Here is a 3,330-nt window from a genome sequence, read left to right as displayed (position 1 = left end):
CTCCCAGTTTACGATTGCACCGGAGGAGCGCCTTGGAGCGGCTCTCGGCGAATCGGCAGCACTGGCTACAGGGCTCGGCGCGGCCGGTAAGCTCGCGGCGAAGGGTATCGCCAAGTTGGGAGCAAGGAGTGCGGACGGGGTTGCAAAGGGAACACCAGACATTACGAAAGCCTATAAGCGTCCATCTGGTGCGACTACCGCTGAACAACGCGCATCTGTCCAAGGCAAATCTTGCGTTGATTGCGGGACTGTCACTCCCAAGCAGGTTGCCGATCACAAGAACCCATTGGTCAAGGAGTATTACGAAACCGGAACTATAGATACGACACGGATGCGCGGTGTTCAAGCCGTGCAGCCACAGTGCCCAACTTGCTCGGCGAGGCAAGGCGCGGATATGAGTCGCTATTCTCAGCAGATGAAGAAGGAGTTGGGCCTTGACTGATGCAATCGAAAGCTCGCAGAAAGAGGTCTGCGAAAGGTACGGTGCCGCCTGTCACCCTTCACCATCGGATATGAAGGTAGGGATTGCTCTCAATGTTCGAGAAGGGATAACGCCAATAAATGGGTTGCGCCATCCGCCAGAGGGCGATACTACCGGTTGGTACATATGGGCTGGAGAAGAACTACCTTCTGACCCGGATTTCTTTAAACCACTACATGTGGAGCATTTGTCGGACTGGTGCCCACAGGTGCAGAAATATCTAGGTCTGCCGCCTGGGTGGCGATTTTTGATTGCAGGGGATTATGAAGATGTTTGGTTTGACGAGACATTGCTGGAAGTCTGAATCAACGGTGTCCGGTTCGGTCCTCCGACGTGGCGGCTCAACATAGCGCACAGAGACACGACGTGGGCTCTCCTTGGCACTTCGGCGAGTTTTCACGAGCATGCGCAATAGGGACATCGGAGGGCGTGGGGCCCTGTCTCGTGCGGAGTTGTAAAAGGCGAAAAAATGACCTGAGCCCTTGACAAAGACCGCTTGGCATGCGCCGCATTTTGTTGGATAAACAACAACTTGCGGAGTACAGCATGAACACCGACCGACTGCACGCCGTGATGAAGACCCTCACCGACGACACCGTCCTCGGCGCCCTGCTCGACCCCGTCGAGCGCGCGCTCGAGCGCGTGCGGGGCCGCCACGGCTTCACCCGGGTCTTGAGCATGCGCGACTTCATCGCCCTCGGTGTGCTGCGTCATCTGCAAGGCACCCCCACCCTGCGCGAGCAGGTGCAGGCCCTGTTGCACTGCGACCCCGCGCAGGCGCTGCGTGCCCCGCTGGCACGCTCGACCTGGTCCGATGCTTTGGCCTCCCCCGGGCGGCGCCAGGTGCTCGAGAGCGTGCGTGGATCCCTGTACGCCGAAGCCCGGGCGGTGCTGCCCGACCGCCTCACAGGGCTGCCTGAGCTCGGCGCGCGGCCGGTCTACGCGATGGACGGGACCTACCAGCAGGAGAGCGCCCACTACGGGCGTTGCACCCCGCGCCAGGGCGGCGAGGACAACCCCAAGGGGCATGGGCTGCTCACCTTCTACGACCTGCGCCTGGGCTGCCCCGTGGACGCCTGCACGGAGACCCGCAGCCGCCACGAGCTGGCGGTGCTGCGCGACTACGACGCCACCGAGGACGCCCTCACCGGGCAGTGTGGCGCACCCTGGCTCGTCGACCGGGGCTTCATCGACGCCCGCTTCTGGGACCTCAAGAAGCGCCGCCTGGGGGTGACCATGGTCACCCGCTGGAAGCACAGCCTCACCATCGCCACCACCGAGGGCCTGCCCGTCGCGGCACTGCCGGTCAACGACGGCGTGTTGCGCGACCTGCGCATCACCCTCGCCAGCTCCTCCGAGCCCTGGCGGCTCATCACGCTGCGCACCCGCCGTGGGCGCGAGGTGGCGTTCCTGAGCAACCACTTCGACCTCCCCCCGGGCTGCTCGCCTTCCTCTACGCCCGGCGCTGGGAGGAGGAGAAGTGCTTCGGCACCTGGAAGAACGACTTCGCCCAGGCCAAGGCCTGGGGCGCGAGCCCGGTGGCCATCGACAACCAGGTGCGCCTGGCCATCGTCACCAGCCTGCTGGTCGCGCTCCTGGTGCACCGCGTCCTCGGCCCCGGGGGCGACGCCGACGAGAAGGCGCTTGCCAAGCAGGACCGGCGCCACGGACCGCCCCGACTGGACCACCCCTCTGTTTCGCTACACCTCCAAGGTGAGCCGCCAGGTGCTGCGCTTCTTCAAACACTGTTTCGACAAGAAAGCCTCTCAGAGGCTCTATGATGCAGAGCTACGGCCATTGCTAAGAGCGTACTTATGAGACGAGCCGGACACCGTTGTGTTATGAGTTAACCAATTTGTTCAATCCTGATCATCTTCCCAAAGCGTTCAAAATCCTTGACGTTGTGGGTCAGTAGGCAGGGGATGCCGTAAGCCAGCATGGAAGCCACGATATTGGCGTCATGCACCTGCTTGCCGCCGATCTGAAAATCCCCCATCAGCTTGACAAGCTGGCCGGTAACGGCGGCGGTATCGTCCGCCACCTGAAAGCGTTCCTCCAGGTAGCGCACCCGTTCGATGATCACCTCCGGTGCTGACGGCTGGGCGAAGGTCTGCGGCCGGGTACGGGCGGCGATGAACTCGCGCAACACCTGGCGGCTGATCCACAGAGGCCTTCCCGTCTGGTGAGCCTCCTTAATGGCGTTCAACGCCTGCTCATGCAGCGGCGCGGTCGCCACATTGGCATAGATCAGGATGTTGGTGTCGATGAAAAGCGCGTTATCGTCCGTCGTCGCCATACATATCCTCTCTGCGCAGACTCAAGCCTTCCGGCCAGGGGCCGAGATCGTCTACCGGAAAATCCAGCGGTTCCTTGCCGGTTGTCTTCCGGGCGGTTGCCCGCTCCCGCAGGAAGTCCACGAAGTCTTCCACTTCCGCGATCCGGTCGGTGGGCAAGGACTGGATCTTCTCCAGCAAGGTCTGTGCGTTGTGCATGGGTGTTGCCATAGCCGAATCCTCTCCTTTTAGCCGTTGGCCCGCTGCCGGCCGATGGGAGCCACCGCGCCCTCGACCCGCCGTTTGGGGTTTCGGGGACAGTATACGTATTAACGCCAATGACCGCTTGACCGTGCGGGGCACCGCCCCCCGGGCCTCCATTGCTGCGCTCTTCTTCCTGACCACCCTGCTCCTGCTCTTGCCCATCGGCGGCTACTCGGTACCGGTTCCAGTACAACGACTTCCGCCGCGAGACCCTGGTCACCGATGCCCGCGGGTTCACCACCCGCACCTTCTTCAACGAGTACGGCAACCCCATCGAGGTCATCGCCCCGGACGGCGCCGTGACCACCTACG

4 protein-coding genes and 1 pseudogene are annotated in these 3,330 nt (G+C 62.6%); 3 read left to right on the top strand and 2 right to left on the bottom strand.

Features of this window, described 5'->3' with window-relative positions; genetic code table 11:
* The 3 genes and pseudogenes from CKO40_RS23970 to CKO40_RS23380 all read left to right on the top strand — a co-directional run.
* Positions 1-442: pseudogene (locus CKO40_RS23970) on the top strand (hypothetical protein); the annotation flags it as partial.
* Complete coding sequence (locus CKO40_RS23385) at positions 435-785, top strand: immunity protein Imm33 domain-containing protein (RefSeq protein ID WP_200348863.1); 351 nt, start codon at positions 435-437, stop codon at positions 783-785. The pseudogene CKO40_RS23970 and the gene CKO40_RS23385, both read left to right, overlap by 8 nt.
* Positions 786-997: 212 nt before the next feature.
* On the top strand, positions 998-2,299 hold the full coding sequence (locus CKO40_RS23380) for a hypothetical protein (RefSeq protein WP_200348862.1): 1,302 nt from the start codon (positions 998-1,000) through the stop codon (positions 2,297-2,299).
* A 28-nt stretch (positions 2,300-2,327) separates the two neighbouring features.
* Here CKO40_RS23380 and CKO40_RS23375 read toward each other — a convergent pair whose 3' ends face one another.
* Positions 2,328-2,777 carry a type II toxin-antitoxin system VapC family toxin gene (locus CKO40_RS23375; RefSeq protein WP_200348861.1) on the bottom strand — a complete coding sequence of 150 codons (450 nt, stop codon included), beginning with the start codon at positions 2,775-2,777 and terminating at the stop codon, positions 2,328-2,330.
* Positions 2,758-2,985: a DUF2281 domain-containing protein gene (locus CKO40_RS23370; RefSeq protein WP_200348860.1), complete on the bottom strand. Its 228-nt coding sequence runs from the start codon at positions 2,983-2,985 to the stop codon at positions 2,758-2,760. The genes CKO40_RS23375 and CKO40_RS23370 overlap by 20 nt, the downstream gene beginning before the upstream one ends.
* Positions 2,986-3,330: the final 345 nt, after the last annotated feature.

Origin of the sequence: Halochromatium glycolicum (assembly GCF_016584085.1) — a bacterium.
Lineage (GTDB): Bacteria > Pseudomonadota > Gammaproteobacteria > Chromatiales > Chromatiaceae > Lamprobacter > Lamprobacter glycolicus.
This window is presented reverse-complemented; position numbering and strand designations above follow the sequence as displayed.